This is a genomic window from Stutzerimonas chloritidismutans, assembly GCF_038562055.1.
Taxonomy (GTDB): domain Bacteria; phylum Pseudomonadota; class Gammaproteobacteria; order Pseudomonadales; family Pseudomonadaceae; genus Stutzerimonas; species Stutzerimonas chloritidismutans_A.
Genome location: NZ_JBCFXD010000019.1, coordinates 15,396 through 34,928 on the forward strand (window position 1 = coordinate 15,396; position 19,533 = coordinate 34,928).

20 protein-coding genes are annotated in these 19,533 nt (G+C 60.6%); 7 read left to right on the top strand and 13 right to left on the bottom strand.

The annotated features are described in order from the left end of the window. Nucleotides 1-18 precede the first annotated feature (18 nt). A complete protein-coding gene (locus tag AAGW23_RS20100) occupies nt 19-216 on the top strand; it encodes a hypothetical protein (RefSeq protein WP_102837752.1) in 198 nt (65 codons plus the stop codon). Between the two features lie 17 nt (nt 217-233). On the opposite strand, the gene AAGW23_RS20105 is transcribed toward AAGW23_RS20100, so the two are convergent. Beyond that, nucleotides 234-896 (bottom strand): HD-GYP domain-containing protein, encoded by a 663-nt coding sequence (locus AAGW23_RS20105; protein ID WP_342408047.1) that lies wholly within the window; start codon nt 894-896, stop codon nt 234-236. After that, nucleotides 796-2,328 (bottom strand): GAF domain-containing protein, encoded by a 1,533-nt coding sequence (locus AAGW23_RS20110; RefSeq protein ID WP_342408048.1) that lies wholly within the window; start codon nt 2,326-2,328, stop codon nt 796-798. Before AAGW23_RS20110 ends, AAGW23_RS20105 begins: the two co-directional genes overlap by 101 nt. A 116-nt stretch (nt 2,329-2,444) precedes the next feature. On the opposite strand from AAGW23_RS20110, the gene AAGW23_RS20115 reads away from it, so the two are divergent. Together AAGW23_RS20115 and AAGW23_RS20120 are read left to right on the top strand one after the other, a co-directional pair. Next, complete coding sequence (locus AAGW23_RS20115) at nt 2,445-2,918, top strand: FecR family protein (RefSeq protein WP_342408049.1); 474 nt, start codon at nt 2,445-2,447, stop codon at nt 2,916-2,918. Nucleotides 2,919-2,923: 5 nt separating this feature from the next. After that, the gene (locus AAGW23_RS20120) at nt 2,924-3,517 is read left to right on the top strand and encodes an OmpA family protein (RefSeq protein ID WP_342408050.1); all 594 of its coding nucleotides are present in this window, start codon (nt 2,924-2,926) and stop codon (nt 3,515-3,517) included. Between the two features lie 5 nt (nt 3,518-3,522). On the opposite strand, the gene AAGW23_RS20125 is transcribed toward AAGW23_RS20120, so the two are convergent. From AAGW23_RS20125 to AAGW23_RS20150, 6 genes are all read right to left on the bottom strand, one after another. After that, the gene (locus AAGW23_RS20125) at nt 3,523-5,625 is read right to left on the bottom strand and encodes an adenylate/guanylate cyclase domain-containing protein (protein WP_342408051.1); all 2,103 of its coding nucleotides are present in this window, start codon (nt 5,623-5,625) and stop codon (nt 3,523-3,525) included. Nucleotides 5,626-5,664: 39 nt separating this feature from the next. Next, nucleotides 5,665-6,045, bottom strand: coding sequence for a RidA family protein (locus AAGW23_RS20130; protein ID WP_342408052.1), 381 nt, complete (start codon nt 6,043-6,045; stop codon nt 5,665-5,667). Nucleotides 6,046-6,137: 92 nt separating this feature from the next. Beyond that, nucleotides 6,138-8,246 carry a bifunctional GTP diphosphokinase/guanosine-3',5'-bis pyrophosphate 3'-pyrophosphohydrolase gene (spoT, locus tag AAGW23_RS20135; RefSeq protein WP_342408053.1) on the bottom strand — a complete coding sequence of 703 codons (2,109 nt, stop codon included), beginning with the start codon at nt 8,244-8,246 and terminating at the stop codon, nt 6,138-6,140. A gap of 60 nt (nt 8,247-8,306) precedes the next feature. Next, the gene (gene rpoZ, locus AAGW23_RS20140; RefSeq protein ID WP_021207191.1) at nt 8,307-8,570 is read right to left on the bottom strand and encodes a DNA-directed RNA polymerase subunit omega; all 264 of its coding nucleotides are present in this window, start codon (nt 8,568-8,570) and stop codon (nt 8,307-8,309) included. Nucleotides 8,571-8,766: 196 nt separating this feature from the next. After that, entirely contained in the window at nt 8,767-9,387 is a 621-nt protein-coding gene (gene gmk / locus AAGW23_RS20145; RefSeq protein ID WP_342408054.1) for a guanylate kinase, read from the bottom strand. Between the two features lie 70 nt (nt 9,388-9,457). Further along, nucleotides 9,458-10,321 (bottom strand): YicC/YloC family endoribonuclease, encoded by an 864-nt coding sequence (locus AAGW23_RS20150; RefSeq protein ID WP_342408055.1) that lies wholly within the window; start codon nt 10,319-10,321, stop codon nt 9,458-9,460. A gap of 214 nt (nt 10,322-10,535) precedes the next feature. Here AAGW23_RS20150 and rph point away from each other — a divergent pair, with 214 nt between their 5' ends. Both rph and AAGW23_RS20160 read left to right on the top strand, forming a co-directional pair. Then, entirely contained in the window at nt 10,536-11,258 is a 723-nt protein-coding gene (gene rph, locus AAGW23_RS20155; protein ID WP_102837743.1) for a ribonuclease PH, read from the top strand. Nucleotides 11,259-11,274: 16 nt separating this feature from the next. Next, nucleotides 11,275-11,643, top strand: a complete 369-nt coding sequence (locus tag AAGW23_RS20160; protein WP_342408056.1) for a DUF4870 domain-containing protein — start codon at nt 11,275-11,277, stop codon at nt 11,641-11,643. Nucleotides 11,644-11,703: 60 nt separating this feature from the next. Here AAGW23_RS20160 and AAGW23_RS20165 read toward each other — a convergent pair whose 3' ends face one another. Then, on the bottom strand, nt 11,704-12,483 hold the full coding sequence (locus AAGW23_RS20165; protein WP_102837741.1) for an exodeoxyribonuclease III: 780 nt from the start codon (nt 12,481-12,483) through the stop codon (nt 11,704-11,706). Nucleotides 12,484-12,567: 84 nt separating this feature from the next. Here AAGW23_RS20165 and pyrE point away from each other — a divergent pair, with 84 nt between their 5' ends. Together pyrE and AAGW23_RS20175 are read left to right on the top strand one after the other, a co-directional pair. Then, nucleotides 12,568-13,209, top strand: a complete 642-nt coding sequence (gene pyrE, locus AAGW23_RS20170) for an orotate phosphoribosyltransferase (RefSeq protein ID WP_342408057.1) — start codon at nt 12,568-12,570, stop codon at nt 13,207-13,209. A gap of 380 nt (nt 13,210-13,589) precedes the next feature. After that, on the top strand, nt 13,590-14,174 hold the full coding sequence (locus AAGW23_RS20175; protein WP_342408058.1) for a DUF4124 domain-containing protein: 585 nt from the start codon (nt 13,590-13,592) through the stop codon (nt 14,172-14,174). A 69-nt stretch (nt 14,175-14,243) separates the two neighbouring features. Here AAGW23_RS20175 and argB read toward each other — a convergent pair whose 3' ends face one another. The 4 genes from argB to coaBC form a co-directional block, all read right to left on the bottom strand. Beyond that, entirely contained in the window at nt 14,244-15,158 is a 915-nt protein-coding gene (gene argB, locus AAGW23_RS20180) for an acetylglutamate kinase (protein WP_342408059.1), read from the bottom strand. Between the two features lie 15 nt (nt 15,159-15,173). Continuing rightward, a complete protein-coding gene (gene algC / locus AAGW23_RS20185) occupies nt 15,174-16,565 on the bottom strand; it encodes a phosphomannomutase/phosphoglucomutase (RefSeq protein ID WP_342408078.1) in 1,392 nt (463 codons plus the stop codon). Nucleotides 16,566-17,799: 1,234 nt separating this feature from the next. Beyond that, complete coding sequence (gene dut / locus AAGW23_RS20190) at nt 17,800-18,255, bottom strand: dUTP diphosphatase (protein WP_102837737.1); 456 nt, start codon at nt 18,253-18,255, stop codon at nt 17,800-17,802. A 2-nt stretch (nt 18,256-18,257) separates the two neighbouring features. Continuing rightward, nucleotides 18,258-19,466, bottom strand: a complete 1,209-nt coding sequence (coaBC, locus tag AAGW23_RS20195) for a bifunctional phosphopantothenoylcysteine decarboxylase/phosphopantothenate--cysteine ligase CoaBC (protein WP_342408060.1) — start codon at nt 19,464-19,466, stop codon at nt 18,258-18,260. Between the last annotated feature and the right edge of the window lie 67 nt (nt 19,467-19,533).

Sequence of the window (19,533 nt, forward strand, 5' to 3'; positions counted from 1 at the left end):
CAGAGCACTACCCGCACCATGTCCACCCTGACCGAGTTGGCGCAGCAGATTGCCGCGCTCTATCCATTGCAAGACAAGACCGCAGGCAAGCGTTACCGCATCGTCAGCCAGCTCGCCGGCATGACGGAGTTGGAGGAGATCGGCGGCATGCCGCGCTACGTTGACACCTGCCAACTCGACGATAAGGAGTTATGGGATGGTCGCGTCGCCAGCTGATCAGAGATAAGTGGCCGTCAGCTGGCGGCTGCAGTGGGACGCTGCAGAAACTCTCTGATATCGACCTGATCGAGTTGCTCTGGCTTGAGATGGCGATGGCCGTAGCTGAGGTGCAGTCCCGATGAGAGGAGCAGGGCAAAGAGGTCGGCATCGATATGGCCTCGGTCACGCAGTCGCGCCAGGATGCGGATCGACTCGCTCAGCGGTTTGGCCTTCTTGTAGGGGCGATCGCAGGCGGTCAGCGCCTCGAAGATGTCAGCGATGGCCATGATTCGTGCGGGTATCGACAGCTGATCAGGTCCCAGTTGCCGCGGATAGCCGGTACCAAGCAAGGTTTCATGATGGGTGCCGGCGTATTCCGGCACGCGCTGGAGGTTCTTGGGAAACGGCAAATTCTCCAGCATGACGATGGTCTGCACGATGTGCTCGTTGACCTTGAACCGCTCTTCGGCGGTCAGGGTGCCGCGGCTGACACTCAGATTGTAGAGCTCGCCAAAGTTGAACTGATGTTCGGGCACACTCATCTTGAAGCCGTATTTGGGGTCAAGTGCCTTGGTATCCGCGCGGGGTATCAGGTGTTCAGGCTTGTCCGACAATAGTCTTTTCGGATGCCGGAAGCGGCTTGGCCGGAAAGCCTTCCAGGCGTGTCTCCTGCTCATGGGAAAGGCCCAGCCGGTCATCGAAGTGACGTGTCCAGCGCTGTTCGGCGATGCGCTGCAAGCGCTCGATCCGCTCCGGCGCCATCAGCTCGCCGCCGATGTTGCACTCGGCCACGAAGGTGAACTCCTCCTGCAACCGCGCCACCTCGGTGGCGTGGCGGGTCTCCACGGCTTCTGGTGGTTCGCCGGCCGCCAAGGCGGCGAGACGTTCGATCATGGCGTCGCGTAGCAGGACTTCGAAGCGCATGCGGATCTCATGGATGCGGTTGTAGACCGTTTCCAGCTTGGTTGCCTTGTCGACGATGTGCTCAGGTGTAGTGACCTTGCCGCAGTCGTGGAGCCAGGCGCCGATGCGAAACTCCCGCCATTGCTCATCGGTTTCGAAGCGGAAGTCCGCCAGCGGACCTTCCGCCGTCGCGCTGGCCTGTTCCGCCAGCATCAGCGCGAGCTCAGGTACGCGGGCGCAATGCCCGCCGGTGTAGGCGCTTTTGGCGTCGATTGCGCCTGCGAGGATCTCGATCATCGAGTCGATCAGCGCAGTTTGAGAGTCGATGAGGTTGTGGTTCTCCAGTGCGACGGCCGACTGGGAGGCCAGTGCTTCGACGAATCGAAGGTTCTGCCTGCTGAAGCGGGTGACGTCGCCACTGTTGGGATCGGTCGCGTTCATGAATTGCAGAACACCGAGCACTTCGCCGCCGTGCGCAACCAATGGTACGCAGAGCATCGAAACCGTACGGTAGCCCGATTCCATATCGAAGCGGCGGGTGCCGGATAGATCGAAGCGCGTCTCGCTGTAGACGTCGTCGATGATCACGGTTTCCCTGCGCAGGGCCACATAGGTCGACACGTGCCGCTCGTTGGGCGCGCCGTTGTCCGGATCATGCAATGGCAGTTCGAATGCAGGTAATTGGTCGGCCTTGGAGCGCAGGGTAAAGCGCAAGCTGTCGTGATCGGTCATCAGGTAGAGCGTGGCGGCATCGGCGTTACAGATCCGCTTGCCTTGCATCAGGATGTGCTGGAGCAAGCGGTGTTTGTCGCGCTCGGAAGACATCAGCATGCCGTTTTCGACCAGGCTCCCCAGTTTCTCTTGAGCCTCTTCCAGCGCCTGGTTCTGTGTGTAAATCGAGCGCCGCATGCTGTCGTGCTGGCGGTGCAGGTCGTCGAGCTCGCGGATCGGTGAGTGAGGACTGCTGTGCGGGCTGAAATCGAGCTCGCGGATGCGCCGTGTGTCTTCTGCCAGTGCGCCCAGCGACCGGCGGATGCTCGCCAGGCACACCAACAGCAACGGCAGACTGAGAAACATCAACAGCAGCTCGACAAGCAGTACGCCGCGCAAGTCGAGCCACTCGAAGCCGGCTAGTAGAAGCACCGGCACGGTGGGTACGAGAACGAACATCGTCAACAGCGCTGAGGCCCAGGTCTCGTAGCTGAACTTGTATTTGCTAGAGGTCATACTGCATCCTGCGGCGATTACTTGACGGAAATGCCAGGAAAACATCGGTCAGTGCAGTCAGAAGTGCGGTGCACCGATTCGCAGGCCATTGGCCGGCCACGGAGGTTACATTGATCATGATCACAAGAAGCGCCCCGTTGGTAAAAATTGCCCGAACTGTGCTTGTCCTTGGCTTTTTGGCGGCCTCTGGGCTGGCAGTGGCGGACGAAATCAGCGAACCCGTTGGTTACATCATGAAAGTCCAGGGCGAGGCGACCATGACCAGCCGTGGGCAGACCATCGAGGCGCGGGTGGGGCAGGCGGTTATCATCGGGGCGACACTGCGCACCGGTGCACAGGGTTCGATGGGCGTCACGTTGAACGACAACACGGTGATGTCGTTCGGCCCCAACAGCGAGTTCACGTTGGATGAGTACCAGTTTGAGCCAGCCCACGAGGAGCTGAAGCTGAGCGCGCAGATCAGCCGAGGCACACTGAACTTCATCTCCGGTGTGATCGCCAAGCTAAAACCCGAAGCAGTCGAGCTGAAAACACCGACCGGGACCATCGGAGTACGGGGTACGCATTTTCTGGTGAAGGTTAACGAGTGAGGCGAATGCTGCAGAAAACCTTTGCGCTGTTGTGCCTAGCGTTGCTGATGACAGGCTGCGCGACGGGCGACTATGTGGTGTTGCTGGAGAGTCCCGATGGCACCACCGGTGCCGTGGTCATCGAAGATGCACAGGGTCAGACGCGTCTTGATCGCAAGCATCAGGGGGCCGTGATCGGCTCACGGGGCTTCGGCTCTGGGCCTTTCGAGGTTGGCGACATGCGCATCGCTCGCGATTTTTCCGCTGCGCTGGCTGCACAGCCAGCGTTGCCTCAGCGTTTCCAGCTGTACTTCAAGATCGGTAGTGTTGAACTCACCGAAGAGTCTGAGCAGGCCATCGACCAGGTATTCGAGACGATCCGTCAGCGCGGTCCTTCAGCGGTCTCGGTGATAGGTCATACCGACACCCTGAGCGGCCCACGCTGGAACGAGCAACTGGGGCTTAGCCGGGCCCAGGCAGTCGCCGAGATGTTACGTAAGCGTCATATCGATGTGATCGATCTAAGGGTTTCGTCGCATGGTGAGCGCAACCTGTTGATCAAAACCCGTGATGGCGTGTCCGAACCGCGCAATCGTCGCGTGGAAGTCAGCGTCCGTTAAGAGATCTACTTATCTGTCATCACGATGAGTTCTGCGCGTTGCCCGCTGCGCAACCGCTCGAGCTGATAGTGCACCAGCGCATCATTCTGCCGCTGAATATCCAGCCGTTCGAATGCTTTGAGGGCGCCTTCCTCGTCCTCTGACAGTAGTTTGTGTGCTGCCTCGTACAGAGCGTCCGGCTGCGTTTCGCAAGGCTCGTAAAGACGGAGCGGGTGCTCCTTGCCCTTGAGCAATACGTTGCCGATCGGTCGCATCGGTGTGTCGGGGTTGGCATCGCGGATCGTCTGTGACACACACAGCTCGGTGCCGAAATAACGGTTCACACCTTCGATTCGCGCGGCGACATTGACCGCGTCGCCGAGGGCACGGTAGTCGAACAGCGTCGAGCCACCGAAATTGCCTACGACTACGTCGCCGCTGTGCACGCCAATGCGGGTGGGGCCAAGCGCAATTCCTGCGGCGTGCTGGGCGGCGGCATGCTCTTGAGTGAACCGGCGAATCTCCAGAGCGCAGGCGAGGGCGCGTTGCTGATGGTCGGGCTGCGCCAGCGGTGCGGAGAAAAGAATGGCCATACCATCGCCCATGATGCGTTCCAGCGTTCCGTGATGGCGGAAGGCGATCTGGATGATGCCCTCCAGATATTCATTGAGCATGCTTACCACTCGCTCCGGCGGTTTCCCCTCCATCAGCCGGGTCGAATCTGTCAGGTCAGTGAAAACGAAGCTGCAGCAGCGCCGCTCGCCACCCAGGCGCAACTGTTCCGGGTGACGTACCAGATGCTCGACGAGGTTCGGTGAGATATAGCGGGAGAAGGCTGCGCGCACCCAGCGCTGCTGTTGTTCGCTGGCACGATGGCGAGCAATGCTGGCGCCAACGTAGGTGATGGCCAGCCCCAGGCTTGGATTGAGCGCATCGAACAGCAAACCATGGCGTGAGTAGGCCCACCAGGCAACGACATTCAGCGCCACCAGCAGCCCAGCTGATACCAGGGCACCGGTCAGTGCTCCGGTGGTCAACGTAATGCCGCAGAGAACAAGCGCGGCGAGAAGGAGAGTCAGCGCCTCGATCGGGTTGGCCCAGTAGGGACGTTGCAGTGGCGTGCCGAACAGTGCCTGCTCGACCGCCTGAGCATGAACCTGTACGCCGGGAAGCATGCCGCCAAGCGGGCTGAAGCGCAGGTCCTGCAGCCCTTGCGCCGAGCTGCCTACCAGCACGACGGCGGCTTGCAGTCTGGGGTCGGGACGTCCTTCGAACAGCTGCCATGCCGGCAAGTTCTGTGCGCTCATGTCGGCGCGATAGTGCACCCAGAGTTCGCCGCGGCGATTGGTCGGCAAAGCGATCCGGCCGATGCTGATCTGGGCGACGTCACCGCGTGAATCGGCGTCGACCCGGTAGAGGTTCTGCTTTAGAAAAACGCGTATCGCTTCGGCCGAAAGTGACGGCAGCAGATGCTCGCCAACCTTGATCATCAGCGGCACGCGCCTTACCACGCCGTCCCCGTCCGCTTGGAATGTCATGGCACCGCTTCCTGTCGCTGCCGATTCCAGTTCCGGCAATGCCGTGGCCGTGCCGGCGTAGATCGGAAAGTCGGGACTACGGCCATCAGCCTGCAGCCGCACGGCGAAGCGGTTGATGGGTGTGGATCGGGTCGGCGCGCGCGTTGCTGCGAAGCCGATAACACTGGGCTGGCGCTCAAGTGCGTCGGCGAACAACTGGTCATGATCCGGCAGTTGCTTCAGTTGCGCAGCGAGATCGGGAGCGAGTCGTTCGTGGAGTTGCGTCGGGGAGCTGCGGTCCGGTTCGGCGAACAGCACGTCGAATACCACGACGGCAGCGCCAGCCTCACGCAGCCGATCCAGCAGTTGTGCCATCTGATCCCTGGGCCAGGGCCACTGACCGAGACGCGCGAGGCTGTCTTCGTCGATGTCCAGGACCAGCACGTTGGTTTGTGCCGGCGCCGACCGAGGCTGCCAGCGCTGATACTGGTCGAACAGGCTGTTGCGAAGGGTTTGCAGCAGCCTCGGTTCGGAGAGGTAGAGCACGCATGCTGCCAGCAAGCCAACGCTGGCAAGCAGCAGGCGTGGTGCCAAGCGGCCGGGTAGGTTCATCAGTCGCGCTCCCTGCAACCGGCCGACAGACTGGCCCTATTACTCGAGTACCAGAACGGCGTCCATTTCGACTTGCGCGCCCTTGGGCAGTGCAGCGATGCCGATGGCAGCGCGGGCAGGGTAGGGCTGCTGGAAGTAACGGCTCATGACCTCGTTGACGGTGGCAAAGTTGCCGAGGTCGGTGAGGAAGATGTTCAGCTTGACGATATCTTTCAGCGATCCGCCAGCGGCCTCGGCGACGGCCTTGAGATTCTCGAAGACCTGCACGGTCTGGGCTTCGAAGCCCTCCACCAGCTCCATCGACTTGGGATCCAGTGGAATCTGACCGGACATGTAAACGGTATTGCCGGCTTTGATCGCCTGGGAGTAGGTGCCAATGGCGGCGGGTGCGTTATCGCTGTGGATCACGGTCTTGCTCATAGGGTGCTCCGATAGAAGAGTGCGGCCCCAGAGGATACGGGCTGAAGCGTGCGGGCAAAAGCCCCGTGACGAGCGCAGAACTGGCGGTGTCGCTAGGCCTTCATCCGGGTGATACGCATGACACCCTTGATGGCGCGAAGCTTCTTGATGACGCGGGCGAGGTGAACCCGGTCGTGAACGCTGACCACCAGCTGGACCACGCTGATGCGACCGTCGCGCTCGTCCATGCCGATCTTCTCGATGTTGCCGTCGGCGGCATTGACGCTTCCCGCCAGCAAGGCGATCAGGCCGCGCTGGTGCTCCAGCTCGACCCTCAGCTCGACATTGAACTCGCCGGTGACGTCCTTCGACCAGGACAGCTGGATGCACTTGTCCGGGTTGTGCCGTACATCGGCAATGTTCCGGCAGGTGTCGAGGTGCACCACCATGCCTTTGCCGGCCGACAGATGACCGACGATGGGGTCACCAGGAATCGGCGTGCAGCACTTGGCATAGTTCAGCACCAGGCCCTCAGTGCCACGGATAGCCAGCGGGCCCTCATCGCTCGGTGCCTGTTCGCCGTCACTGGCGAGCAGACGCCGGGCAATCACGTAGGCCATGCGATTGCCCAGCCCGATATCTTCGAGCAGGTCCTCTATGACTTCCATGTGGTACTCGTTGAGTACGGTGCGGATGCGTTCCTGGGAAATGCTTTCAAGGTTGGTTTCGAAACCGGTCAGTGCCTTGTTGAGCAGGCGCTCGCCGAGATTGATCGATTCCGAGCGGCGTTGCAGCTTCAGTGCATGGCGGATATGCGTACGCGCCTTGCCGGTGACGACAAAATTCAGCCAGGCCGGGTTGGGGCGAGCGCCCGGAGCGGTCACGACCTCGACGGTGCAACCGCTTTCAAGGGCCTGCGATAGCGGTGCGAGGCGTCGATTGACGCGGCAGGCGATGCAGGTGTTGCCGACGTCGGTGTGCACCGCATAGGCAAAGTCCACCGCGGTGGATCCTTTCGGCAGCTCCATGATGCTGCCCTTGGGGGTGAAAACGTAGACCTCGTCGGGGAACAGGTCGATCTTGACGCTCTCGATGAACTCCAGTGAATTGCCGGCGCGCTCCTGCAACTCCAGCACGCCTTTGAGCCATTGGCGTGCGCGCGCGTGTGTGCCCTTGGGTGCCTCTTCCCCGTTGGATTTGTACAGCCAGTGTGCGGCGATGCCATTGTTGGCCATCTCTTCCATCTCACGAGTGCGGATCTGGATTTCGATGGGCACCCCGTGCATACCGAACAGCGTGGTGTGCAGAGACTGGTAGCCGTTGGCCTTGGGGATCGCGATGTAATCCTTGAAGCGGCCCGGGAGGGGCTTGTAGAGACTGTGTACCGCGCCGAGTACCCGATAACAGGTATCGACCTTGTCGACCACGATGCGGAAGGCGTAGACGTCCATGATCTCGTTGAACGCCTTTCGCTTGCCGCGCATCTTCTTGTAGATGCTGTAGAGGTGCTTCTCACGGCCGACAACTTCGCCTTCCAGGCCGTCGCGCTCTAGGCAGTGAATCAACGACTGCTCGATCTTCTCGACGATTTCGTTGCGATTGCCGCGCGCGCGACGCACCGCGGCGCGGATCCGCTCCGAGCGCATCGGGTGCATGGCCTTGAAGCCCAGATCCTCGAATTCCACGCGCATAGCGTGCATACCCAGACGATTGGCGATGGGCGCGTAGATTTCCAGGGTTTCCTTGGCAATGCGTCGACGTTTCTCGCCTGCCAGCACCTCCAGGGTGCGCATGTTGTGCAGGCGGTCGGCTAGCTTGACCAGGATCACGCGAATGTCGCGTGCCATGGCCATGGCCATCTTCTGGAAGTTCTCGGCCTGAGCTTCGGCCTTGGTTTCGAACTTCATCTGGGTGAGCTTGCTGACCCCATCCACCAGTTCGGCGACGGTTTCGCCAAATTGCGCGGTGAGCGCTTCCTTCGCAATGCCGGTGTCTTCGATGACGTCATGCAGCATCGCGGCCATCAGGCTCTGATGGTCCATGTGCATGTCAGCAAGGATGTTGGCTACTGCAAGGGGATGAGTGACGTAGGCTTCACCGCTGCGCCGACGCTGGCCATCGTGGGCCTGCTCGGCGTAGAAATAGGCACGGCGGACCAGGTTGACTTGGTCGTCGCCGAGATAGGTCGACAGGCGATCAGCAAGAGCGTCTATGGCTGGCAAGGAATTGCTCCTCGCCGGCGCTGCACTGTGACTGCGGTTCGACTTCGACCTGGCATTTAATCAGAGGGCCTCGTTGGGCTCTTCCTCATACTGAACGAACAGCGGCTCGTCGTCGACGATGTCGTCCTGAGCGATGACGTCATAATCCACCAGACCAGAAGCGATTTCGCGCAGGGCCACGACGGTCGGCTTATCATTTTCCCAGGCTACCTTGGGCTCTTTGCCACCGGTGGCCAGTTGGCGCGAGCGCTTGGTGGCGAGCATGACCAGCTCGAAGCGGTTATCTACGTTGTCCAGGCAATCTTCAACGGTAACGCGGGCCATGGTGTTCCTCATCAATAACGTAAAGCGTGCCCGAATGGGCGAGCGGACGGGATAGTCTAAAAAATCACCAGCCAATAGGGAAGCGGTAAAAGCGCAAAGCTGCTCGGGGCAGAAGCCCCTCGCAGAAGCGAGAGGCTTCTCCTGCTGCTCGGAAGCCAGCTGCCGGCCCATTTTACAATTTTTTCACTCGCCGCTTTCAGGCTAGCAGTTGTCCGAGCATTGCTTCGAAGCGCTGTTGCTGTGCGGTCTGTAGAAGCTGGTTGGCGCGGAAGATTGCCTGCAGATCGATCAGCGCATGGGCGAAGTCGTCGTTGATCACCAGATAATCGTACTCCACATAGTGGGTCATCTCGCTTACGGCTTCGCGCATGCGTTTTTCGATCACGTCGTCGCTGTCCTGGCCGCGGTTGGTCAGGCGCTGGCGCAAGGCCTCCTGGGTGGGCGGAAGAATGAAGATGGACTTGGTCTGGGGCATCAGACGACGAACCTGCTGCGCGCCCTGCCAGTCGATCTCAAGGATCAGATCGAAACCTTCGCTCAATGTCTGCTCAAGCCAGCGCTGCGAGGTGCCGTATAGATTCCCGAATACTTCGGCGTGTTCGAGAAACTCGTCGTGCTCCAGGCGTTCCAGAAACTCCTCACGGCTTACGAAGTGGTAGTTGACGCCATCCACTTCGCCGGGACGCATTGGCCGGGTCGTATGTGAAACCGAAACCCGAACCTGCGGTTGCGCATCGAGCAGGGCCTTGACCAGGCTGGTTTTGCCGGCCCCGGAAGGCGCGGAAACGATGTAGAGCGTACCGGTGGAGGCTGCCATGTGATTCTCTTTGCAGTTTGCTGACTAGGATCTGGCGGTCTTGGCCCGTCAAGTAGGCCAAGCTTAGTCGCTATTCGATGTTCTGGACCTGCTCGCGCATCTGCTCGATCAGTACCTTGAGATTGACCGCTGCCTGGGTGCTGCGCGTGTCGAATGCCTTGGAGCCCAGGGTGTTGGCTTCGCGGTTGAGCTCCTGCATGAGGAAGTCCAGGCGGCGACCGGCCGCTCCGCCGGACTGCAAAACCCGGCGTACTTCTGTGACGTGGGTGCCAAGACGATCAAGCTCTTCGGCCACGTCGCTTTTCTGCGCCAGCATCACAAGCTCTTGTTCGAGGCGCTGAGGATCCAGCTCGGCGCGCATTTCCACGCAGCGGTCCATCAGTTTCTGGCGCTGCGCCGCGAGCATCTGCGGGACTTGGCTGCGGAGTGTGGCGGTCTCCGTACCGATGGCATCAAGGCGGTCGTTGATCAGGCGGGCAAGTTGTTCGCCTTCGCGCAGGCGACCGGCTTTCATCTGCTCCAACGCCTGATGAAACAACTGCAGAGCGGTGTTGTTGAGTGCTTGCGGGTCCGCAGCGTCGCCGACCAGCACGCCTGGCCAGGAGAGAATCTCCAGCGGGTTCAGCGGCGCGGGCTGTTTGATCATTGCCGCAACGCTTTCCGCGGCAGCGATCAGCTGGCCTGCCCGTTGGTGATCGACCTGCATGGAGCGACCTGCCGCATCTTCGGCAAAGCGCAGGGTGCATTCGACCTTGCCGCGGGATAGCCCCTTGCGCAGTGCTTCGCGAATGGCGCCTTCGAGGTCGCGGAAGGACTCGGGCAGGCGCAGGTGCGGTTCCAGGTAGCGGTGATTGACCGAGCGGATCTCCCAGCTCAGGGTGCCGTACTCGCCGGCCTGCTCGGCACGGGCGAAAGCGGTCATGCTGTAGATCATGGGGAACCTCTCGATGCGGTGGCGAAAGGCGGAGGATTGTAAAGGAAAACGCGGTCAGTGACGCCGGTGCATCGTTAACTGCCGTCAAGGCCGTTCGGCGTATAGGGTGCTCGATTCAGTCGCTGGCTCGTGAGTCGAGTGGCTCGACGGTGGCCCTTACCGTAGGTCAGGCCTCTATAATGCAGGTCAATTCACTCAGAATCAGGAAAGCCTCATGAAGCGTCCCAGTGGCCGCGCTGCCGATCAGCTGCGATCGATCCGCATTACTCGCAACTACACCAAGCACGCCGAGGGTTCGGTTCTGGTGGAGTTCGGCGACACCAAGGTGATTTGTACCGCCAGTATCGAGAATGGCGTGCCGCGCTTCCTCAAGGGGCAGGGGCAGGGCTGGCTAACTGCGGAGTACGGCATGTTGCCGCGAGCGACTGGCGAGCGTAACCAGCGTGAGGCCAGTCGCGGAAAGCAGGGCGGGCGCACCCTAGAAATCCAGCGATTGATCGGCCGTTCACTGCGGGCATCGCTGGACATGAGCAAGCTGGGCGAAAACACCATCTATATCGACTGCGACGTGATACAGGCGGACGGCGGTACACGTACTGCATCAATTACCGGAGCGATGGTGGCGCTGGTCGATGCGCTGAAGTTGCTGAAGAAGCGCGGCGGTTTGAAAGGCGGCGATCCTCTCAAGCAGATGGTCGCGGCTGTGTCGGTAGGGATGTATCAGGGAGAGCCGGTCCTGGACCTTGATTACCTAGAGGATTCGGCCGCCGAGACGGATCTGAACGTGGTGATGACCAGCGGCGGCGGTTTTATCGAGGTGCAGGGCACCGCAGAGGGCGCGCCGTTCCAGCCGGATGAGCTCAATGCCATGCTTGGCTTGGCTCAAGCCGGTATGCAGGAGCTGTTCGCTCTGCAGCAGGCCGCGCTGGCCGACTAATCAGAAGGAGAACGCCATGTCTGACCAAGAATTGATTCCGGTGCCGTCTGCGCAAGCGCGGCAATGGGCCATGTTCTGTCATTACTCGGCGTTCTTCTGGTTTCTGGTGCCAATGATCGGCAACGTACTGGGGCCGTTGATCGTCTGGCAGCTGAAGAAAGATATGGATCCTTTCATCGATGAGCAGGGAAAAGAGGCGCTGAACTTCCAGATCACCTTCAGCATTCTGCTGATGATCTGTGGCGTGTTGGCCTGGATACTGATCGGTTTTCCGCTAATGGCGCTGATCAGCGTGGTGGCGCTGGTGCTGGTTGTGATTGCTGGCATCCGTGCCAACGAGGGCAAACCCTATCGTTATCCGTTCTGTTGGCGGATCGTTAAATAGGGTCTAGCTCAGCTTGACCCAGCAAGCGCGCGCCAATGTCGGGCGTGTGCCTGCTAAGTTTCAGAGGCTCAGCGTCCAGTCGTAATCCACGACCAGCGGGGCATGCTGAGAGAAGCGCGGCTGGCGCGGCAGGCGGGCATTACGGACGAAACGGCGCATGCCGGATGTCAGGATCTGATAGTCGAATCGCCAGCCCAGATTAAGCATCTGGGCCTGTTCAGTATCTGGCCACCAGCTGTACAGATCGCCCTCACGAGTGACTTCGCGCAGCGCATCGATATAACCCATATTGCCAAAAATCTCATCCAGCCAAGCGCGCTCGGGTGCCAGAAAGCCGGTCGCCTGCTGGCAGTCGCGCCAGTTCTTCACATCCAGCTTCTGGTGCGCGACGTACAGTGAGCCGCAGTAGATATACTCGCGACGCTTGCGGCGCTGCTTGTCAAGGTAATGGGCGAAGTCGTCCATGAATTTGAATTTCTGATTCAGGTCTTCATCCCCGCCACGGCCGGTTGGCAAGAGCAGCGTGGCGATACTGACCTTGTCGAAGTCAGCCTGCAGATAACGGCCGTAACGATCGGCCGTCTCGAATCCAAGGCCCATGATCACGGCCTTTGGCTGCAGCCTGGAGTACAGCGCGACACCGCCCTGTTCTGGGATTTCAGCATCTACGGTGTAGAGGAAATAGCCGTCGAGCTGGTAGGCCGGATCGTCGAGTTCTACTACGGAGGCGCGGGTATCCTGCAGGCAGATGACATCGGCATTCTGCGCTTGCAACCAGCTGAGCAAACCCCGCTGCGCCGCCGCTTGAATGCCATTCACGTTGACGCTGATGATCCGCATAAATGGCCCCTAAAAACACGTGCGTGTATGATAACCCAAGCTCTTTGCAATTAGCTAAATCAGTGTCTTCCGGGAATATTCTTCATGCAGGCGTACCAGCGCGAGTTCATTCGCTTCGCCATCGAGCGCGGGGTTCTGCGCTTCGGTGAGTTCACCCTGAAGTCCGGGCGTACCAGCCCCTACTTCTTCAATGCCGGATTGTTCGACAGTGGCGCGGCGCTGGCACAGTTAGGCCGCTTCTACGCCGCAGCTGTTGCTGACAGCGGCATCGATTTCGATGTGATCTTCGGACCAGCCTACAAAGGTATTCCTCTGGCGGCGGCGACAGCCATCTCGCTCGCTGAGCATCACCAGCGTGACCTGCCTTGGTGCTTTAACCGCAAGGAAGCCAAGGACCATGGCGAAGGAGGTACGTTGGTCGGCGCGCCTCTTAATGGCCGCGTTCTGATCGTCGATGATGTGATCACCGCAGGGACTGCTATTCGCGAAGTCATGCAGATCATTCAGGCCCAAGGCGCGCAAGCCGCTGGTGTGCTGATTGCGCTGAATCGGCAGGAGCGGGGCCAGGGTCAGCTGTCTGCCATTCAAGAAGTAGAGCAAGACTATGGCATGCCCGTGGTTAGCATTGTTTCTCTCGAACAGGTGCTGGAATTCCTGGGCCAGGATGAGCAGCTCAAACGGCACTTGCCAGCGGTCGAAGCATACCGCGAACAATATGGCATTTGAGAGCGGCCTGCGCGGCCGGACAGGCCTGATAAATGACTGATCAACGCTATTTCAGCTGTTCTGCTTTTTTGTCAGTTACTGACCAACTGTGGCGGCCCCAGAATCCGGAAGCGGTCGTCAGCGTGGTGCTATCGTAGTCGCCCTGTGTCCGGAGTGTAATTGACCGGACCGCTTCGGTCTGGCGGGCCTTAGCCAAGCACCTTGCGACTCACCCTTTGGATTGCATCATGCACACCAAGGGGCAATCCCGTGCACTTGGTGCGCTTATTGCTGAACAATTGTGACGGGGTTTGTATAAGCTGAGACCCATCGGGCACCGAGAAGAAACTGGCATTTGGAGTCGCAGTGCCGCACGCACCGAATACGGAAGAGGCTGAAGTATGCGAATAGGGAGCAGCGCACTGTTGCTGTTGGGTTTACTGGCCTCCACGGCAGCGCAGGCTGAACTATATCGGTATGTCGATGACAAGGGCGTCGTAGTCCTTGATCGACATGGTGTGCCGCCGCAGTTCATTGGTCGCGGTTATGAGGTGCTCAACGACCAGGGGCGCGTGACACAGGTAGTTCCGCCAGCCCCGACAGCGCAGGAACGCAAGCGGCTGCTGGAAGCAAAGGCCCGAGCTGAAACCGACGCACAGTTGTTGCGACTGTATGCCAGTGTCGCTGATGTGGAACGTGCCAAGGCGCGCAGGCTGTCAGAGCTCGACAGCATTATCGGCATCACGCGCGGCAACCTGCAGTCGCTGCGGACGCAGCAGGCGAACTTGCAGAGTCAAGCGGCCAGTCATGAGCGTGCTGGTCGGAAAGTGCCTGAGCAGCTTCTCGAACAAATCGAAAACCTCGCCAAAGAGCAGGCCAGCCTGAAACGGGATGTTGAACGCTACAGGCAAACCCGCAAACAGGCCGATGTGAGCTACGGCCGAGAGCGTGAGCGAGTGGCAGAGCTGCTCGGTCAGTCGGAGTAGCAGGACCTAAACCCGGACGAAAAAAAGCCCGGCTTTTCATCCGAGAAGCCGGGCTTTTTCATGGGTTTTTCAGTGAGGAGCTGAAGCCTTTCGATTGGTGATCAGCGTGCCGACACCGATGTCGGTGAAGATTTCCAGCAAGACCGCATTGGGAACGCGGCCATCGATAATGTGCGCACTGTGCACGCCGCCTTGTACTGCCTCCAGCGCACAGCGAATCTTTGGCAGCATACCGCCGTAGATGGTGCCGTCAGCGATCAGGTCGTCGACTTGCGCGGTGGTCAGCCCGGTCAGGACCTGGCCCTGCTTGTCCATCAGGCCGGCGATGTTGGTCAGTAACATCAGCTTTTCAGACTGCAACGCCTCGGCGACCTTGCCTGCCACCAGGTCGGCATTGATGTTGTAGGACTCGCCGTCCGGGCCAACGCCGATGGGCGCAATGACCGGAATGAAGTTGCCGCGAACGAGCATTTCCAGCAGCTCGGTATTGACCCCCGTGACTTCGCCCACCTGGCCAATGTCGATGATTTCGGGTGAGGTCATTTCAGGCGTCTGCCGCGTGGCCTTTAGCTTCTTCGCACGGATCAGCTTGGCGTCTTTGCCCGTCAGTCCGATGGCTGCGCCACCGTGCTGGTTGATCAGGCTCACGATGCTTTTGTTGACCTGGCCGCCGAGCACCATCTCCACCACGTCCATGGTCTGGCTGTCGGTGACCCGCATGCCGTCGATGAAGTGGCTTTCGATGTTCAGGCGCTTGAGCAGGTCGCCGATTTGCGGACCGCCGCCGTGCACTACCACCGGGTTGATGCCCACCGCTTTCATCAACACGATGTCGCGCGCAAAGCCGGTTTTCAGCTCCTCGCTTTCCATCGCATTGCCGCCGTACTTGATGACCAGCGTCTTGCCGACGAATCGGCGGATGTAGGGCAGCGCTTCGGAAAGGACCTGGGCGAATTGGGTGGCGGCTTCACGGCTGAGGGTCATGCAGGGCTCCGCAAGTCAGAACGGCAGGGTTAGATCAGGCGCGACAGTATAGAGCTGGGCGCGGAAGACGTCCTGTATGCGCTTGAGTTCTTCCTCGGTTTCGGCTTCGAAACGCAGCACCAGCACCGGTGTAGTGTTCGAGGCGCGCACCAAGCCCCAGCCTTTCGGGTAGTCGACCCGCACACCGTCGAGGGTGGTGATGTTGGCGTCGCCCCAATGGGCGTCGCGATGCAGCGACTCGATGATGGTGAACTTGCTTTCTTCGGTGACCTGAATATTGATTTCGGGTGTCGAGATATCGTTCGGGAAAGCCGAGAAGACTTGCTCTGCGTTGCGTTTGTCCTGGCTGAGAATCTCCAGCAGGCGCACGGCACTGTAGATGCCGTCATCAAAGCCGTACCAGCGCTCCTTGAAGAAGATGTGTCCGCTCATCTCGCCAGCGAGCAGCGCACCGGTTTCCTTCATTTTCTTTTTGATCAGTGAATGTCCGGTCTTCCACATGACCGGACGACCGCCGTAGCCGCTGATCAGCGGTGTCAGACGACGCGTGCATTTGACGTCGAAGATGATGTCGGCACCGGGATTGCGTGACACGACATCCTTGGCGAACAGCATCAGCAGGCGGTCGGGGAATACTACGCTGCCCGCATTGGTCACCACGCCCACGCGATCACCGTCGCCGTCGAAGGCTAGGCCGAGGTCTGCATCCTCTGATTTCACCTTGGCGATCAGGTCTTCGAGGTTCTCCAGTTTGCCCGGGTCCGGGTGATGGTTGGGGAAATTACCATCGACCTCGCAGAACAGCGGAATGACCTTGCAGCCCAGAGCTTCAATGAGTTGTGGAGCAATGACGCCCGCGACGCCATTGCCGCAGTCCACCACCACCTTCATCGGCTTGGCCAAAGCGATGTCATCGCGGATTCGTTTGAAGTAGCTCTCCAGCACGTCGACCTGTTCGGCTTGGCCGACACCTTCGCTGAGGTTGCCGGTTTCGATGCGCTGGCGCAGCGCCTGGATCTGCTCGTTGGCGAGGGTGTCGCCCGCGATGACAATCTTGAAGCCATTGTAGTCAGGCGGGTTGTGGCTGCCGGTGAGCATCACGCCGGATTTTCCGGCCAGCACATTGGCTGCGTAGTAGAGCACTGGGGTCGGGACCATGCCAACGTCGCTGACGCTGCAGCCGCTGTCCACCAGCCCTTGGATCAGGTGTTGGACCAGTTCAGGTCCGGACAGGCGTCCGTCGCGGCCGACTGAGACATTCGGCTCGCCCTGGGCCAGGCTCTCGGAGCCTACTGCCCGGCCTATCCAATAAGCGGTTTCGGTGGTCAGGCTGTCGCCGACCACGCCGCGGATGTCGTAGGCACGGAAGATGCTTGCGGGCAATTGCGGGGCTTTAGCGGCGCTCATTGCGGTTTCTCGCTCCTTGGTATCGAGGCCAAGCCAGTCCTGGTCCTCGTCGAGAATGTCGATATCGAGAATGTCGGTGTCCTGGAATAGGGGATCGACATATTCGGTAGATTGGGGTTGCCTGACCGCGGCCTGCTCTGTGGCCGGGGCTTGGGTCGATGCCATCCCGGCGGTGCGGAGGGGCAATCGGACCAGGCTTTTCGCCAGTGCATCAAGCGCCGGCAGGCTCAAAGTCGGTGTTTTGATGGTCTTGCCGTTGGAGAGTTCCTGAACCATCTGGCCCAGATGCAAGACATCTTCGCGAAGCCTCCGTTGCTGTGCGCTAAGCACGGCCTGCAGGCCGAGCAGCAAGCCGAACAATGCCGCCAGTGCCGCCGCTAGGACGAGTATTGGCGAAAGCCCCTCTGCGCCAAGCGCGGATGCCGGCAGGAAACTGATCTTCCAGTTCGGGTTGTTGCTTGGCAGGTCTATCGCGGCCCCATCCAGTCCGGCTCCGCCGCGCTGCACCAGCAACTGTGTAGGGGCGCCGCTGAATTGTTGAACCAGCCGCAACTGTCCAGCTTCGCTGGGCAGCTGCGGCAGGGTCGCCAGGAAGCGTTCCAGGCTGGTGACCAGCAGCAGTGTGCCCTGAACCGGCTGCTCAGGGCTCGGGCGCAAAGCGGCGGCGCTGTAGAGCAGCCAGCGTGACCCAACCTTGAACGCTTCGGTAGCGGGCGTTTGCCCATTTTCAGCGCGCTGCAGCATATCCAGCGCGGCAAAATTCAGGGGGCCGGGCCGGCCGGCATCCGTTCGCGCCTGGCCACGAAGGCTGAGGTGGGCATCGATGACGCCGTCCCGGTAGTTCAATTCACGTTCGACGGCGCGTATCTGCTGCGGCTGTTCGCTGCGCAGCGCCTCGAGCAGTTGCGGATCGCTGGCGGCGGCGCGCGTGTCTTCGGCCAGTTGGCGCAGGGCCTGATTGATCGCCGAAGCCTGACTTTGGCCCCATGCCTCGGCAAGCGTGCTGGCTTGCTGCTGTTGACTGCTCTGTTGGGCAGTCCAAAGCAACGCACCCGCCACCACAAGGCCCAGCAGTCCTGGGATCAGGCCCGGTGCGAGGGTCTTAAGGCCGACGCTTCGGCGCGGGCGGGGTGCGGCGGCATCGGCAGGATTGAGAACGGTGTCGTCCTTGGCGGTGCGCTTGAAGAGTTTCATGGAGCCCCTCGGTTCGTCCTGAAAAAAGGCGAGAACTATCTCAGTGGCTGCCCGAGTGGCCGAAGCCGCCGGCGCCACGCTCACTGTTGTCGAACTCATTTACCAGCTCGAACTGCGCTTGGATCACCGGGACCAGCATCAGTTGGGCGATGCGTTCTCCTATGGCGATGTTGAAACTGGTCTGGCCGCGGTTCCAGCAGGAGACCATCAGCTCGCCCTGGTAGTCGGAGTCGATCAGGCCGACGAGATTGCCCAGCACGATGCCATGCTTGTGGCCAAGGCCAGAGCGCGGCAGGACCAGCGCGGCGAGGTTTGGGTCGGCAATATGAATGGACAGGCCGGTAGGGATCAGCAAGGTCTGCCCAGGCTCCAGTGTTGTATCGGCTTGCAGCATGGCGCGCAGATCAAGTCCGGCAGAGCCGCTGGTGGCGTACTCAGGCAGCGGGAAATCCTTGCCAAGACGGGGGTCGAGAATCTTCGCTTGAAGTTTGTGCATGGTCAGGCCTGATGGTAACGGTCGGCGATAAAAGCGATCAGCTGGCGAGCGATATGTCCCTTGCTGGCTTGGCTGAAGCGGGTTTCGTGTTGCTGGCGGTCAATCACCGTGACGGCGTTTTCTTCGCTGTTGAAGCCAATGCTCGGGTTGGCGACGTCGTTGGCCACGATGAGGTCGAGGTTCTTGTCACGCAGTTTGCGCGTGGCGTACTCCAGCAAGTTCTCTGTCTCGGCCGCGAAGCCGACGCTGAACGGTCGATCTGTCCGCCCGGCCAGCGTGGCAAGGATGTCGGGGTTGCGGACCATCTGCAGAAGCAAGCCGTCGCCCTTGGTTGGGTCTTTTTTCAATTTGTGCGGCGCGACCACCTCGGGCCGATAGTCAGCAACCGCTGCGGCCGCTATGAACAGATCGCATGGCATCGCCGCTTCGCATGCGGCGAGCATGTCGCGCGCGCTTACCACGTCGATGCGATGAACGCGGTCGGGCGTCGGCAGGAACACCGGTCCGGCTACGAGGGTCACGCGCGCGCCGGCCTCAGCCGCGGCTTCGGCCAGGGCGAAACCCATCTTCCCGGAGCTGTGATTGGTGATGTAACGCACCGGGTCGATGTTTTCCTGGGTCGGGCCGGCGGTGATCAGAAGGTGTTTTCCTGTCAGTAGGCTGCGCTCGAAACAATCAGCAGCGGCCTGAGCCAGGTCATCCGCTTCGAGCATGCGGCCGAGACCAACATCGCCGCAGGCCTGGCTGCCGGATGCCGGGCCAAACAGGCGGATACCCCGCTGCTGCAGCAGCGCACGGTTGGCTTGGGTAGCGGGATCTGCCCACATCGCCTGGTTCATGGCGGGCGCCAGGGCAACCGGTGCGTTGGTTGCAAGCACAAGGGTCGTCAACAGGTCGTTGGCGACGCCCTGGGCCAGGCGTGCCATCAAGTCAGCGGTAGCGGGTGCAACCAACACCAGATCGGCCCAGCGCGCCAGTTCGATATGCCCCATGGCCGCTTCGGCAGCCGGGTCGAGCAGATCCATATGTACAGGATGGCCGGACAAGGCCTGGAGGGTTAGCGGCGTAATGAACTCACGTCCGCCGCTGGTCATCACCACGCGAACTTCGGCGCCCTGGTCGCGTAACCTGCGCACCAGCTCCGCGCTCTTGTAAGCGGCGATGCCGCCGCCGACGCCCAGGACGATGCGTTTACGATAAAGCCGCTGCATAGGCCTGCCTTTTAACGGGGTGAGAACTGGTTCCGGCGAAGGCCGGTTGCCTTGGATAAAAGGCCGC

Excerpts from the sequence above, each read along its gene's own strand:
- AAGW23_RS20100 (WP_102837752.1), top strand. The coding sequence starts at position 19 with ATGTCCACCCTGACCGAGTTGGCGCAGCAGATTGCCGCGCTCTATCCA.
- AAGW23_RS20105 (WP_342408047.1), bottom strand. The coding sequence starts at position 896 with ATGACCGGCTGGGCCTTTCCCATGAGCAGGAGACACGCCTGGAAGGCT.
- AAGW23_RS20110 (WP_342408048.1), bottom strand. The coding sequence starts at position 2,328 with ATGACCTCTAGCAAATACAAGTTCAGCTACGAGACCTGGGCCTCAGCG.
- AAGW23_RS20115 (WP_342408049.1), top strand. The coding sequence starts at position 2,445 with ATGATCACAAGAAGCGCCCCGTTGGTAAAAATTGCCCGAACTGTGCTT.
- AAGW23_RS20120 (WP_342408050.1), top strand. The coding sequence starts at position 2,924 with ATGCTGCAGAAAACCTTTGCGCTGTTGTGCCTAGCGTTGCTGATGACA.
- AAGW23_RS20125 (WP_342408051.1), bottom strand. The coding sequence starts at position 5,625 with ATGAACCTACCCGGCCGCTTGGCACCACGCCTGCTGCTTGCCAGCGTT.
- AAGW23_RS20130 (WP_342408052.1), bottom strand. The coding sequence starts at position 6,045 with ATGAGCAAGACCGTGATCCACAGCGATAACGCACCCGCCGCCATTGGC.
- rpoZ (WP_021207191.1), bottom strand. The coding sequence starts at position 8,570 with ATGGCCCGCGTTACCGTTGAAGATTGCCTGGACAACGTAGATAACCGC.
- gmk (WP_342408054.1), bottom strand. The coding sequence starts at position 9,387 with ATGGCAGCCTCCACCGGTACGCTCTACATCGTTTCCGCGCCTTCCGGG.
- AAGW23_RS20150 (WP_342408055.1), bottom strand. The coding sequence starts at position 10,321 with ATGATCTACAGCATGACCGCTTTCGCCCGTGCCGAGCAGGCCGGCGAG.
- rph (WP_102837743.1), top strand. The coding sequence starts at position 10,536 with ATGAAGCGTCCCAGTGGCCGCGCTGCCGATCAGCTGCGATCGATCCGC.
- AAGW23_RS20160 (WP_342408056.1), top strand. The coding sequence starts at position 11,275 with ATGTCTGACCAAGAATTGATTCCGGTGCCGTCTGCGCAAGCGCGGCAA.
- AAGW23_RS20165 (WP_102837741.1), bottom strand. The coding sequence starts at position 12,483 with ATGCGGATCATCAGCGTCAACGTGAATGGCATTCAAGCGGCGGCGCAG.
- pyrE (WP_342408057.1), top strand. The coding sequence starts at position 12,568 with ATGCAGGCGTACCAGCGCGAGTTCATTCGCTTCGCCATCGAGCGCGGG.
- AAGW23_RS20175 (WP_342408058.1), top strand. The coding sequence starts at position 13,590 with ATGCGAATAGGGAGCAGCGCACTGTTGCTGTTGGGTTTACTGGCCTCC.
- argB (WP_342408059.1), bottom strand. The coding sequence starts at position 15,158 with ATGACCCTCAGCCGTGAAGCCGCCACCCAATTCGCCCAGGTCCTTTCC.
- algC (WP_342408078.1), bottom strand. The coding sequence starts at position 16,565 with ATGAGCGCCGCTAAAGCCCCGCAATTGCCCGCAAGCATCTTCCGTGCC.
- dut (WP_102837737.1), bottom strand. The coding sequence starts at position 18,255 with ATGCACAAACTTCAAGCGAAGATTCTCGACCCCCGTCTTGGCAAGGAT.
- coaBC (WP_342408060.1), bottom strand. The coding sequence starts at position 19,466 with ATGCAGCGGCTTTATCGTAAACGCATCGTCCTGGGCGTCGGCGGCGGC.